This window comes from Corynebacterium phocae (genome assembly GCF_008693075.1).
GTDB lineage: Bacteria > Actinomycetota > Actinomycetes > Mycobacteriales > Mycobacteriaceae > Corynebacterium > Corynebacterium phocae.
The window spans coordinates 262177-274338 of sequence record NZ_VXKJ01000048.1; the positions used below are offsets into that span (position 1 = coordinate 262177).

10 protein-coding genes are annotated in these 12162 nt (G+C 63.5%); 7 read left to right on the forward strand and 3 right to left on the reverse strand.

Features of this window, described 5'->3' with window-relative positions:
- Window positions 1-13: 13 nt before the first annotated feature.
- The gene (locus tag F4V58_RS10815; protein WP_075735900.1) at window positions 14-211 is read left to right on the forward strand and encodes a DUF2613 domain-containing protein; all 198 of its coding nucleotides are present in this window, start codon (window positions 14-16) and stop codon (window positions 209-211) included.
- A complete protein-coding gene (locus tag F4V58_RS10820; RefSeq protein WP_075735902.1) occupies window positions 211-3186 on the forward strand; it encodes an alpha-(1->3)-arabinofuranosyltransferase domain-containing protein in 2976 nt (991 codons plus the stop codon). Before F4V58_RS10815 ends, F4V58_RS10820 begins: the two co-directional genes overlap by 1 nt.
- On the opposite strand, the gene F4V58_RS10825 is transcribed toward F4V58_RS10820, so the two are convergent.
- Window positions 3119-4156, reverse strand: coding sequence for an acyltransferase family protein (locus F4V58_RS10825; protein ID WP_075735904.1), 1038 nt, complete (start codon window positions 4154-4156; stop codon window positions 3119-3121). The genes F4V58_RS10820 and F4V58_RS10825 overlap by 68 nt on opposite strands.
- A 67-nt stretch (window positions 4157-4223) precedes the next feature.
- Between F4V58_RS10825 and F4V58_RS10830 the strand changes: the two genes are divergently transcribed.
- Together F4V58_RS10830 and F4V58_RS10835 are read left to right on the forward strand one after the other, a co-directional pair.
- Window positions 4224-5309, forward strand: coding sequence for a porin PorA family protein (locus F4V58_RS10830; protein ID WP_075735906.1), 1086 nt, complete (start codon window positions 4224-4226; stop codon window positions 5307-5309).
- 10 nt (window positions 5310-5319) lie between these two features.
- On the forward strand, window positions 5320-6750 hold the full coding sequence (locus F4V58_RS10835; protein ID WP_245802991.1) for an MmpA family trehalose lipid delivery protein: 1431 nt from the start codon (window positions 5320-5322) through the stop codon (window positions 6748-6750).
- On the opposite strand, the gene F4V58_RS10840 is transcribed toward F4V58_RS10835, so the two are convergent.
- Window positions 6695-7795, reverse strand: coding sequence for a glycosyltransferase family 4 protein (locus F4V58_RS10840; RefSeq protein WP_075735910.1), 1101 nt, complete (start codon window positions 7793-7795; stop codon window positions 6695-6697). The genes F4V58_RS10835 and F4V58_RS10840 overlap by 56 nt on opposite strands.
- Window positions 7796-7842: 47 nt before the next feature.
- Between F4V58_RS10840 and F4V58_RS10845 the strand changes: the two genes are divergently transcribed.
- Window positions 7843-8604 (forward strand): class I SAM-dependent methyltransferase, encoded by a 762-nt coding sequence (locus F4V58_RS10845; protein ID WP_075735912.1) that lies wholly within the window; start codon window positions 7843-7845, stop codon window positions 8602-8604.
- Between the two features lie 26 nt (window positions 8605-8630).
- Here F4V58_RS10845 and F4V58_RS10850 read toward each other — a convergent pair whose 3' ends face one another.
- The gene (locus F4V58_RS10850) at window positions 8631-10457 is read right to left on the reverse strand and encodes a phosphoenolpyruvate carboxykinase (GTP) (RefSeq protein ID WP_075735914.1); all 1827 of its coding nucleotides are present in this window, start codon (window positions 10455-10457) and stop codon (window positions 8631-8633) included.
- A 333-nt stretch (window positions 10458-10790) separates the two neighbouring features.
- Between F4V58_RS10850 and trmB the strand changes: the two genes are divergently transcribed.
- Together trmB and F4V58_RS10860 are read left to right on the forward strand one after the other, a co-directional pair.
- Entirely contained in the window at window positions 10791-11567 is a 777-nt protein-coding gene (gene trmB, locus F4V58_RS10855) for a tRNA (guanosine(46)-N7)-methyltransferase TrmB (protein WP_075735916.1), read from the forward strand.
- Window positions 11568-12155, forward strand: a complete 588-nt coding sequence (locus F4V58_RS10860; RefSeq protein WP_075735918.1) for an NYN domain-containing protein — start codon at window positions 11568-11570, stop codon at window positions 12153-12155.
- The last annotated feature ends 7 nt before the right edge of the window (window positions 12156-12162 follow it).

The following is a 12162-nucleotide window of genomic DNA, read 5'->3' on the forward strand; positions in this document are numbered from 1 at the left end:
AGAATTTCACCCCATGGCACAGACAACCGGCTCGCTCAATAAACGCACGCTCAGCCCCGTCGTGGGCTCAGCGGTGGTGGGTCTGGCGCTGGGTGTGGTGGCCGTTATCGGGGTATCCCAATTTAGCTCTTCGTCCACCATCCCTGAATCAGGCGCAGTCCCGGCAGATAGTGCTGTGCTGGGAGGCCCGGAGTACGGCTCGCGCAACTAATGCGGGGCACTTTCAGGTGGCACGCCCTGGGCTGGCTGTGCCTGGCGGTGTTGGTTTTCCTCCAGCCTTTTGGGCTCATAGCCGCTGATACCAAGCTGGACCTCACGGTAGATCCACTGGGGTTTTTAGCCGGCGCACTCACCCCGTATTCGGACAACTTCCCGCTCGGTCAGCTGCAAAACCAGGCCTACGGATACATCTTCCCCCACGGCCTCTTTTTTGTCCTTACTGACGCTCTCCCTGACTGGATAGCGCAGCGGCTGTGGTGGACGCTGGTGCTGGGCACCGGGTTCTCCGGGATGCTGGCGCTTGCCCGGCGCGTGGGACTCAACTCTTGGCAGGCAGCCGTGGCGGCGGTGGCCTTTGCGCTTAGCCCCCGGACGCTGACCACGCTAACGGCCATTTCCTCAGAGGCCTGGCCGGTCATGCTGGCTCCTTGGGTGATCTACCCGTTCCTAGGACGCCGGGTTGATTCCCGCGCGGTGGCGGCGGCAGTCCTCCCGGTGGCTTGCATGGGCGCGGTCAACGCCACGGCCACCCTGGCGGCCTGCCTGCCGGCGGCGGTGGTGGTTGTCTACCGGCGCCAGTTTAGGGCGCTGGCGCTATGGCTGGCCGGGTGCGCGGCGGTGAGCCTGTGGTGGATTGGACCCTTGCTCATCCTGGGCCACTACGCACCGCCTTTCACGGATTACATCGAGTCCGCCTACGTGACCACCCGCTGGCTGAACCTTCCGGAGATTCTGCGCGGAACCACCAGTTGGTCACCCTTCGTGGATACCGAACGCCAGGCGGGGCACCTTCTGGCCGCCAGCCCGGTGTTTGTGCTGGCTACCGCCTTGCTAGCTGCGGTGTCTTTGGCCGGTCTGACCCGCGCGCCCCGTGTGTGGAAAAACATGCTACTCATTGGCCTGGGCATCATGGCCTGCCACTTTCCTTGGTACCTGGAATTCCTGGACGGCCCGGGCGCGTTCATGCGCAACCTGCACAAGTTCGAGCCCCTGGTGCGCCTACCGCTGGCCTTGGGGTTGGGTTTTGCCGCCCAGGCGCTAAGAGGTTCAGCGCTAAGGGGTTCAGCGCTACGGGGTTCAGCGCGGCGGAATTCCGCGCTGGCTCTGATAGTTACGCTGCTAGCCGTCCAATCCGCCCCGGCCTGGTCCGGGCGCCTGCTGCCGCAGGGCGCTTACCAGGAAATTCCGGCCTATTGGTACCAGGCCGCAGAATACATCAACCGCCACGCCGCGCACACGCGCACGCTCATCTATCCGCCGCGCATGTTTGCCCGCGAGGAGTGGGGCTGGACCCGCGATGAGCCGGCCCAGGCGCTGCTGGACACGCCGTGGGCGGTGCGTGACGCCATCCCACTGGTGCCGCCGGAGGCTATCCGCGGCCTAGACGGCGTGATGGCCGCTGTGGAACAGGGGCGCCTGGACTCGCTCAAACGCCTAGGCATTGGCGCGGTTATCAGCCGGACAGAGCTTGCCGATGCCCGCCCCTTTGGCCCCCTCTACGTCCAGGTCATCGATCCCCACCGCGACGTGCTGCTTACCGCCGATGCCCCCGTCCGCGTGGCCGGCGGCGGGGAGTCCCTGGCGTTTATCCCCGGGCCTGCCCAGCTGGTGACCGAGGACGCGCAGGTGGTCACGGACACCCCACTGCTCATCGACCGCAATTTTGGATCCATGCCGGGAAGTTCCGCCCCGCTGGTCGAAGGCGCCGCGCCAAAGACTTTCAACCGCGAGCGCGATTACCCCTCAGCGGGCCGGCGGGTGAGCGTGCGGGAAACCGGCGGCGCAGTACGGGCATCTTCTAGTTGGGCGGATGCCACCGCCATCGAGCCGGATCCAGCAAAATCGGTGACCGCCGCGGTCGACGGCCGCCAGGAAACGGCGTGGTGGCCCGCCCCCGGAGACCTGGGATGGTTGGAGTTTGCAGGCAACTACCCCGCCCGTGTGCAGTTGCGTATCACCGCCACCGCTGATATCCCGGTGATAGTGCGCAACGGCCACGATGTGGGTGCCGCCGTGCGGGTCAACCTACTCGAGGATGAAGAACAGGTAGTCACCGTCCCCGGCGGTGCCACGGACACCATCCGGGTGGAGCTGCTAGCCCGGGCGGGCATCAACGCCCAAGTCATAGGCCATGAGGTCCGCCGCGTAGTCAGCGTGCCGGACCATTCCCCCGGGGTTCAAGAGTTTTTCTTCCAACGGCTCCTGGTGGACACCGGCGTGCTTATCCGGGAATTTACCGCGCCGCGCCAGATGACCGTGACCCTAGACTCCAACCGCTGGGTCACCATTGACGGCAAGGACTACTTCCCCGGCCAAGAACTGGTGTTAGACGCCGGGCCGCACGTACTGGAAACCCGGGGCCGCTGGGTCCGGCTTAACACCGGGGAGCTTAACTACGGGCGGTACCAGGCCGCGGGCCGGGAAATCACGGCATCGGAAACTCAGCGCCTGCTAGTCACCGGCCGGGCGTACAACCCGGGGCTCCGCGGTTTCCTGGGGGACCTAGAGCTTGAGCCGCGTGAGGTGGACGCCGCCACCCAAGCCTTCGTGGTGCCTGCGGGCGCGGCTGGCCACTTCTCCCTGCGCTTTGTGGCCACCCCGCTCTACCGGCTGGCACTCGGTGGGGGTGGTGCGCTAGCGCTGATGACCGTGCTGGGGTGCGCATGGTTTAGGCGTACCGACCGCCAGGACTGGAAGGAATCGACCCGGCGCGGCGTCCCCGTATGGCTGCTAGCCCTGGCCGGCTGGCCGGCGGCGGCAGGCTGGGCGGTGGGCTGGGCGGTGGTTCGGTGGACACGGTTGCCGCAAGCACACCTTGTGGCCGGGCTGATGGTGGCCGCCGGGGCTATGCTCGCCCGCGGTGCCTGGGGCTCCGGGGCCTACGCGGGGGATTTCTGGCTCACCGCGGCCTTTTCCGCAGCTGCCGTAGCCGTTGCTGTGCTGGAACCTCCACAAAATAATAGCTAGCGGCGGCCACGGGTATGGTGCCTGCCGCCGTGGCCACCAGCACTGGGAAGAAATGCCCGCTGAAAAAAGGAATGCCCGTGACGGGAAACACTACCCACAGCACCGCTACGTGCCACAGGAATATCCCATAGGACCACAGGCCCAGCAAGCGCATCAACCGGGACTCAAGGACCAGCGAGCGCGCCCCCAGTGCGTAGGGCACCACCAGGCAGGCCGCGAACACGGCCCCCAAGACCACGCGGCCCACAAACTCCGCCGGCTGGGGGTGCACCAAGCCCCTGGGGCCAAACCACTCGCGGCTAGCCAACCACAAGCACGCCAGCGCCAACAGCCAGAAAGGCCATACCAACCGGGGCGCGCGCACCCGGCCCTCATATTCGGCCGCCAACATGCCCACTGCAAACCACAGGGTGAAAGCCGGCGGCCAGATTTGGGCATTGACACCCGCGACATCCACCAGCTGCGCCACCCAAGCCCAGCCCAAGCTGGCCACCCCCGCCGCCGCTATCCACGCCACGCGGTGTTTTTTCACTCGCGCCAACAGCGGCAGGGCCAAGTAAAAAGAGAACTCCACGCACAGCGACCACAGGTGGGTAAGCCCCTGGGCCAGGCCGTTGGGGACAAAGATTTGGGTAGCTGTGAGGTTGGCCACCACCTGCGCGGCGGTGAAACCCGCCCCAGGAAGAAGCAGTAAAACTGCGGCTGCACACGCCCAGTAAGCAGGCATGACCCGCCTGAAGCGGTGGAGATAGTATTCCCGCGCCGAGTGCCGGCCACGCCGGCGCCACAACAGGAAAGCGCTGAGGGCAAAGAACACGGCCACCATGAAATCCAGGCGCTCCAAGATGGCCACGGTGCCGCCGGTTTGGAAGGCCACGTGCGTGACCATCACCCCCATGGCTGCCACCGCGCGCAGGCCTTCCAGCGCGGGAACAAAGGGTAGGTCCACCCGCTGGGGTATGGTTTTCATGCAGTCCCTATTTTCTAGCTTTCACCACGGGCCGCACCCGTGGTCCTCGATTGGATATCCTACAAATATGCAACGCTCGAAAAGGTCATTAACCCTTAAAGACCCGTTACCCTGGCTACTTATTCTTGCAGTGGTGGCGGTGGCCGCAAGCTTTGCCATTCCCAGTATCTTCATCAAACGGGATCTCCCCCTACCACTGGATGTCACCCTCAACACAGTAGCAGTCGCTCCAGATTCCCTAGTCTTGATGAGTAGGGATGAACGCCCCCACCGAACGGAAGTAACCCTCGACTGCAAAATGTCTACTTCAGTCAGTGATTCTGCTGAGAAGGACTCAGTTGCCACAGTTGACACCTTGGTCAAGGTTTTCGCTGATGAAGCTCTGATTATGGAAATGACGGATTCACTGCACGTGAACCGGGAATCAACCTACCCGGTGGAGGGGAGCGCAAACCTGCAAATCATTACCGTGGAGAACTTCGGGGTGGGCGCAACCAAAGAGAACACTTACCGCCAGGGCCTCACCGCGTTTTTCCCTAGTAACACAGAACAACGCTCTTACCTCTACTATGACTCAATCCGGCAAGCGGACTACCCCCTGGACTACACCGGAAAAGAAAAAATAGACGGCGTGGAGGTCTACGTCTACCAACACACGCTCCCGGCGGTCTACATCCCCTTTTCCTCGGTCAAGACCCCACCGCCAGGGATTGACCCAGAAGACGTTGCCCCGGAACCCCTGGTGATGGAAGCCAAGTACCTCTACACCGAGCCAGAACTATCCGCGCTGGGCTTAGACCCAGAGGAAATAGTCACTGTACTGCCCTATTACAGTGTTGACCGGTTGGTCAAGGTAGAGCCCCGGACCGGCACGGTGGTGGATTTGCATGAGAATTACCACCTTTTCCTAGACACGGACGAAAAACGCGCCCGGGCGACCGTCGACCTGGGAATACGCCCAGTTTACCGGGCCATTTTCGACGGTGACTTACGCTGGGACCGGCCCAGCCGGGAGGCCGCCATGGCCTTGGCCACCCCGGTACTGCGCCGGGAAGAGGTCTTAAGTACCCTGGCGCTGGTTCTCAAACTCATCGGAGTCCTACTGCTGATTGCTGCGGCCGTGCTCTTTGCTGCCAGAAGGCAACAGGCGTAGCGTGCCCCGCGTGTGGCCCCTAGTCTGGGCTGTCATCTTGGTGGCCTTAGTAACGTGGCCCTTCGCTATGCCGGGGGAGTTTTTATGGCGGGATATGGCCGTACCAGATCACTTTGGCTTCATCCCGGAAAACTTCGGCGCGGGCGATCTCCCGGCGCGCAACGTGCCCCAAGACGGCGCCTTGGCGTTATTTTCCATGTTCGCTCCGGCAAGCTGGCTGGTCCGCGCCGTGGTGATCGGCGCGGCTGGCTGCGCGGCTGCGGGCGGGTGGATGCTGGCCAAAAGCGCGCCGGCCCCCGCCATGGCCCTGGCCGTTGTCAACCCCTTCGTAGTCGAACGCCTGCTGCAGGGCCACTGGTCCGTGGCGGTCGCGGCGTGGATGTTGCCAGCCATTGCCGCTACGGCACTGCGCGGTCACCGCACCTGGGCGTGGCTGGGCATGTTTGTGGCCTCCCTAACCCCCACCGGCGGGCTGCTAGCCCTGGTGTGCGGGACCGTCACCGCGCGGGGCTTTCGGTTACCCACCGCCGGTGTGGGCGTGGCACTGTGCCTGCCGTGGATAATCCCCGGCGTGCTGTCCCCGCCGCTAAGCCCCAGCCCGGCCGCGGTAGCCGCCTTCGCCCCGCGCGCGGAATCTAGCGTGGGCACCCTCGGTTCCTTACTTACCCTGGGCGGGATCTGGAACGCTGCGGCTCTCCCTCCCTCGCGCCAGGTGGGGTTCGCACTCTTTGGGCTGGTGGTAGCGCTGTGCGTGGCCCTGGGCGTGCGGCGCATGGACCGCCCGCTGCCGCTGGTGTTACTGGCCATCACCGGCTGGGGGCTGTCCGGCGCGCTGTGGCTCTACCCGGATACGCTGGCCGCCGCCATGGAACACCTCCCCGGCTCCGGGCTGCTCCGCGATAGCCACAAACTTGTAGCGCTAGCCATCCCCTTCTGCGTCGCAGCGGTGGGAACTATGCAGGCTTCCTGGCGGGTCGTGGCCGTCGCGGCTATCTTCTTGCAAATGCCGGACTTCTCCTCCGCCCTGGGCGTGTTAGCCCCCCGCCCGGCGGAAACCATCAACGCCCGCCTGGTGGGGCAGCTCAGCGGCCGCACCGCGTTCTTCCCAGAGCGCACCGGGCTCATAGATATCCCCGGCGCGGTAGCCGTAGACCCCTACACCAAGGCGGTGTCCATGGTGCACAGCGGCCAGCTGACCGTGGACGGGGAGGTCATAGACCCGCCGTCCCCGCGCTTTGTCGCAGCGCAGGCCGCCTGGGCGGCCGGGGATATGGGCAAGCTGGAGGAAATGGGCATCGGCGCAGTAGTAGTAGACGGCGCGGTGGTGGCCACCACCGCTGCGGCACGCCCTGCGGTGCCGTGGGTGCTCACCACCGCGTGGGCGTTTAGCCCCGTGCTACTGGTGGGGGCTGCTGCCTACCGCCGGGCACGGCAGCGCTAAGCAAGCGCTCGAAACGCTCCCCGGTGCGCTGCCAAGAAAAATTCTGCGCAAACTCCCGCGCGCCGGCACCCAACCGGCGCCGCAGCTCCGGGTCCTCAATCAGCCGTGTGGTGGCGGCCACCAGCCCAGCTACGTCCTGGGCCAGCAGGCCTGTTTCACCGTGCCGCACGGAGTCGCGCAGCCCATAGCTGTAGCCCACCGTGGGCACCGCGTGCTGCGCGGCCTCCATGACCGCCAGGCCCCAGCCCTCCATGCGGGAGGGCATGAGGTGGATATCGGCACGCTCAAGCAGGGCGTGCTTGTAGTCCTCGGTGACCTGGCCACGGAACCGCACCCGGGACTCCACGCCGTGCGCGTGCGCATACTCGCGCAGGTTGGCCTCCCACCACCCGGAGCCAATCACGTCCAAAACGCTGCCCGGAATCTGCGCCACGGTGTCCATGGCGTGCTCAATCTGCTTGTGCGGCACCAGGCGTGAGAGCGTTACCAGGTGGATATCCGCCTCCCGCTCCAATCGCGGCACGTGCTGCGGGATGGGGTCCACACCGTTTTCGATGATCTCTACCCCCTCCACGCCCAAGTGGCGCAGGTCCTGGGCAGAGGCTTCCGATACCGTCACATACCGCGCGCCCCGGTACACCCGCGGCGCTAGCTTTGACTCTAGAAACCACCCCACCCGTGAGAGCACCGGGCCGGCCACCGGCCACTGCGCCTGATGGCAGTGGTGGGTGAGCAAAACCACAGGGCAGCGCGCCACCAGGCGGGCAAAGAACGGAATGCCATTTTGGGTATCCACCACCACGTCGGGCTTGTGGCGCAGCGTAGCTAAAAGCCCCAGCGGGTAGACGGTGAACTTGCCGCCGCCGCGCTCAAACTTCACGCCGTTGCGGCGCTCCCGGCGCGCGCCGTTCATGTGCTTGGCGGTACGAAACACCACCTCATGGCCCTGCGCGGCCAGGTAGCTGGCCACGTGCTCCAGGTAGCGCTCCGAGCCACCTCCTTGGGGGTGGGTGGTATCACGCCAGCAGAGCAAAAGAATTTTCATAACGGATTTCCACCCTACCGGCCGGTGTTAAATATAGGGTTGAACGGGTGCCCTCCAAACTTCCCCAGACCGCTGCCCTGGCCACCTTAGCCCGCTCCTGGCGGCTGCTGCGCTCCTTCCGCTTTGAGCAGACCCGGCCGGATATTTTCTACGGCGGGCTAGCTGCCGACACCGCCGCGCTGGTCGGCGCGCTGGCTGCAGACCACGGGCTGGGGCTTCACGGTGCGCGGGTGTTGGACGTAGGCGGCGGGCCCGGCTACTTCGCGGCGGCATTCGCTGCGCGGGGCGCAGACTATTTTGGGGTAGAACCGGACGCCAGTGAGATGACCGCAGCCGGGATTACACTCGCGGGCGCCGTGCGCGGGGACGGGACCGCGCTGCCATTTGCCACGGGGACCTTTGACATCACGTATTCCTCCAACGTGGTTGAGCACGTGGCCCGGCCCTGGGATATGGCTCAAGAGATGCTCCGGGTAACCCGGCCCGGCGGGCTGGTTATCATCAGCTACACGGTGTGGCTGGGTCCCTTTGGCGGGCATGAGACCGGGCTATGGCAGCACTACCTGGGCGGGGAGTTCGCCCGGGACCGCTACGCCCGCAAGCATGGGCGCGCCCCCAAGAACGTTTTTGGCCAATCCCTGTTCGCGGTTAGCGCCCGGGAGGGCCTGGAGTGGGCCGCCCGCCACCGGGCGCGCACCTTCCCCCGGTACCACCCGTCCTGGGCGTGGTGGGTAACCCGCGTGCCGCTGCTACGGGAGTTTTTCACCTCCAACCTGGTGATAGTGACAAAAAAGCACCGGCAGGGATAACCCGCCGGTGCCTTAAGTGGAAAGAGCTACTTGGTTGCTTCCTCGTAACGCTGCTTCAGGGCTTCGAGCTGTTCGAAAATCTCCTTAGGCACGCGGTCGCCCAGCGACTTCAGGTACTCTTCATTTTCCGCTAGGTCGCGGCCCCACTCTTCCGGCTTGACCTCAAGAGCTTCCTTCACGTCAGCGATCTCAACGTCCAGGCCTTCGAGGTCCATGTCCTCCGCGCGGGCGGTGTGGCCAACAATGGTCTCCTTCGCGTCTACGCGGCCTTCAATACGGTCCACAATCCACTTCAGGACGCGGGAGTTCTCACCAAAGCCCGGCCACAGGAAGCGGCCATCATCACCGCGGCGGAACCAGTTGACCAAGAAGATGGAAGGCAGCTTGTCCCCGCCGCGCTCCCCCATGTTGATCCAGTTCTGGAAGTAGTCACCCACGTTGTAGCCAATGAACGGCAGCATGGCCATGGGATCGTGACGCAGGGATCCAACGGTGCCTTCTGCGGCGGCGGTCTGGCCGGAGGCCAACAGGGAACCAATCATGGTGCCGTGGTTCCAGGAGAACGCCTGGGTTACCAGAGGAATGGTGGTCTTGCGGCGGCCGCCAAACAAGATGGCGTCAATCTTGACACCCTTCCAGTCGTTGTACTCCGGTGCGGCGACCGGGCACTGCTCAATGGGCACGCAGTAACGGGAGTTCGGGTGGGAGGAAGGCTTGTCAGAATCCGGGGTCCAATCATTGCCGTGCCAATCAATGAGGTGGTCCGGGGCTTCGGTGCCAATGCCTTCCCACCAGACGTCACCGTCATCGGTCAGCGCCACGTTAGTGAAGATGGTGTTGCCCTCTTCCATGGTCTTCATGGCAATGGGGTTGGAGTCGTAGGAAGTACCCGGTGCCACACCGAAGAAACCGTTTTCTGGGTTGACGGCGTAGAGTCCGTCTTCGCGCAGGTGCAGCCAGGCAATGTCATCTCCCACTACCTCAGCCTTCCATCCCGGGATAGTGGGGGTAATCATGGCCAGGTTGGTCTTGCCGCACGCGGACGGGAACGCGCCGGTCACGTGGTAGGCCTTGCCCTCCGGGGAGGTCAGTTTCAGGATGAGCATGTGCTCAGCCATCCAGCCCTCTTCCTTAGCCATGACAGACGCGATACGCAGGGCGTAGCACTTCTTGGCCAGGATGGCGTTGCCGCCGTAGCCGGAGCCGTAGGACCAGATTTCCTTGCTATCCGGGAACTGGGTGATGTACTTGGTGTCGTTGCATGGCCAAGGCACGTCTTCCTCGCCTGGCTCTAGCGGTGCGCCCACGGAGTGCAGAGCGCGTACGAAGTCTCCGTCTTTGCCAATCTTGTCCAGGGCCTGCGTGCCCATGCGGGTCATTACGCCCATGGAAAGGACCACGTAGGCGGAGTCAGTTAGCTGAATACCCAGCTTGGGTTCCGGGTCATCAATGGGGCCCATGCAGAAAGGCACCACGTACATGGTGCGGCCGCGCATGGATCCGCGGAAGACCTCGGTCATTTCCGCTTTCATCTCTGCTGGGTCGCGCCAGTTGTTGGTCGGGCCGGCGTCTACTTCCTGCTCGGAGCAGATGAAGGTGCGGGATTCCACACGGGCGACGTCAGAGGGGTTGGAACGAGCCAGGTAGGAGTTAGGGCGTTTTTCCTCATTGAGCTTAACGAGGGTGCCCTTTTCCACTAGCTCTGCAGCCAGGCGGTCAGCCTCTTCCTTGGAGCCGTCAACGAATACCACCTTCTCCGGTTGAAAAAGTTCAACGCTTTCATTAATCCAGTTGATGAGAGCTTCATTTTGTGTTGGCAATTCACCAACGAGGCCACGAATCTGGGTGGTCATCAAAATCTCCTGTTTTCTATCGGCAATTGTTAACGGTTCAGTCCATACCAGGGTAAGCCTTTTTGGTTTCTCCCGGAACAACCTCTACCCCCGGTTATACCCGCCCCCGCCTACTAAGTTCAACTACTTGAACAAGAAATTTTCTGCGCAATACCCCCTAAACTGCCACCCGATCTAGGCAAGAGGGGGCCTGGGGATTGCACTTTATGTGCCCGATTTCACTTTCCACTCCGCCGTCGCTAACCCCCCTCCCCCGCCACTGGTTATATCCAGCCGATTTACCAGGTGGCGAAAAGTGACAACGGCGGCCTGACAGTGGACAATAGGAAGGCAATGAATAGTACAGATTATCCCCAAAATTTGACCGAACGCCCCAGCGGCGAAAAAGGTCCCCTGCAAACCGACTTCAACGCCACCTTTGGCAATGACTTGGACTACCCCCGCCTCGGCCAAGTGACCTTCCGGCGCGGAACCCTCACCGAAAACCAGGAGGCTTTGTTCAACGAACACTGGCCGCAGCTAGGCAAGGACCTTAGCAACAGCGTCATCGACATCGATGCCTGGTTTGGGCGCTCCGGGCACCCCACCATCGTGGAAATCGGCTCCGGCACGGGCACCTCCACCGCCGCCATGGCCCCGCTGGAAAAAGACACCAACGTCATCGCGGTCGAGCTCTACAAACCCGGCCTGGCCAAGCTCCTAGGACAAGTAGTACGCGGCGGTATAGACAACATCCGCATGGTGCGCGGAGACGGCATGGAAGTCATGATGCGCATGATCCAGCCCGAATCACTAGACGGCATCCGCGTATTCTTCCCCGACCCCTGGCCCAAGGCCCGCCACCACAAACGCCGGATCATCCAATCCGGAACCCTCAACCTCTTTGCCAGCCGCCTCAAGAAGGGTGGCGTGCTCCACGTTGCCACCGACCACGCAGACTACGCCGAGTGGATAAACGAGCTGGTCACCGTGGAACCTAGCCTAGAATACAAAGGATGGCCGTGGACGGACTGCCCGCAGCTAACTAACCGCCAGGTCATCACCAAGTTCGAAGGTAAAGGCCTGGATAAAGAACACGTGATCACCGAATACCTGTGGGAGAAGAAGTAAATGCCAGGAAAATACGCCCTCGTCTGGGACGCGCCCAACATGGACATGGGCCTGGGTGCCATCCTGGGCGGGCGCCCCACCGCCGCACACCGCCCCCGCTTTGACGCGCTAGGGCGCTGGGTTGCGCTCCGCGCCAAAGACCGCGCCGCCCGCCCAGAGGCCAACGTTTTTACCAACGTCACCCCCGGCGGCGCGGAATCCATCCGCAGCTGGGTAGAGGCCATCCGCAACGTGGGCTTCGCCGTGTTTGCCAAGCCCAAGCTAAACGAATCCTCCGACGTGGACCCGGACATGCTGAACTACCTGCGTGACAACCGCGCAGAGCTCACCGGCGTTGTCGTAGCCAGCGCGGACGGCCAAAACTTCCAGACGCTGCTGGAGGAATTCATCGCGGACGGGATCCCCGTATCCGTAGTCGGGTTCCACGAGCACGCCGCGTGGGCCGTGGCCCACCCAGACATCGAGTTCATCGACTTAGAAGACATTGAAGGCGTGTTCCGCGAACCCCTGCCGCGCGTTAACCTGGACAACCTGCCTGATGAGGGCGCTTGGCTCCAGCCCTTCCGTTCCCTCAACGCGCTGCTGTAGGAGGACA

Excerpts from the sequence above, each read along its gene's own strand:
- F4V58_RS10815 (WP_075735900.1), top strand. The coding sequence starts at position 14 with ATGGCACAGACAACCGGCTCGCTCAATAAACGCACGCTCAGCCCCGTC.
- F4V58_RS10820 (WP_075735902.1), top strand. The coding sequence starts at position 211 with ATGCGGGGCACTTTCAGGTGGCACGCCCTGGGCTGGCTGTGCCTGGCG.
- F4V58_RS10825 (WP_075735904.1), bottom strand. The coding sequence starts at position 4,156 with ATGAAAACCATACCCCAGCGGGTGGACCTACCCTTTGTTCCCGCGCTG.
- F4V58_RS10830 (WP_075735906.1), top strand. The coding sequence starts at position 4,224 with ATGCAACGCTCGAAAAGGTCATTAACCCTTAAAGACCCGTTACCCTGG.
- F4V58_RS10840 (WP_075735910.1), bottom strand. The coding sequence starts at position 7,795 with ATGAAAATTCTTTTGCTCTGCTGGCGTGATACCACCCACCCCCAAGGA.
- F4V58_RS10850 (WP_075735914.1), bottom strand. The coding sequence starts at position 10,457 with ATGACCACCCAGATTCGTGGCCTCGTTGGTGAATTGCCAACACAAAAT.
- trmB (WP_075735916.1), top strand. The coding sequence starts at position 10,791 with ATGAATAGTACAGATTATCCCCAAAATTTGACCGAACGCCCCAGCGGC.
- F4V58_RS10860 (WP_075735918.1), top strand. The coding sequence starts at position 11,568 with ATGCCAGGAAAATACGCCCTCGTCTGGGACGCGCCCAACATGGACATG.